The organism is Salinimicrobium oceani, assembly GCF_012037645.1.
The window spans coordinates 1-532 of the sequence record NZ_JAAVJR010000361.1; the positions used below are offsets into that span (position 1 = coordinate 1).

1 protein-coding gene is annotated in these 532 nt (G+C 41.7%); it reads right to left on the bottom strand.

Annotated elements, in window-relative coordinates; translation table 11 throughout:
- Nucleotides 1-316 precede the first annotated feature (316 nt).
- The coding region (locus tag HC175_RS17185; RefSeq protein WP_209310049.1) for a hypothetical protein at nt 317-532 on the bottom strand (216 nt) is incomplete at its 5' end.

A 532-nucleotide genomic window follows, 5' to 3' on the forward strand; every position in this document is an offset into this window, starting at 1 on the left:
TCAGGAACTAATACATCTGAAGGATCCACTTGGCGTTCCGCCGGATCATAATTGATCTGTCCCCCTCCCATTGGATCAAGACGGGCGCATCCGGTTAAAAAGATCAGGAAGAGTAGAAAATACGTGCGACAATAGCCTGTCATAGCATTTGTTTTTAGATTAGCAATATAACAGGGGGCTCAACGAAAAAAATTTACATCTATAATTTACAAATAGTATCCGGCAAAACGTCATTTTATTCATGAACCTTTAGGTGTTTCTACCGTACCATCATCACCACTGCAATCCATATTGGAACTTGCAGATGACGGCTATCCTATGAAAAAAGGTAGATCCCACCTATAGCGGCAACGATGAATATAATAATACTGTCCCCGTGCTTATGATGCGAACTTGTGGTAAGCGCATAAATCAACAGGACAAGTATCCCTAAAGCAGCTAAGGTTCCATGGATAATTGCCACCCCTTTTGAGGGAGTTTTTTTCTTTAGTACAAAGGAGATCAGGTAAAGCCCCGGAATTACTGCGAGACT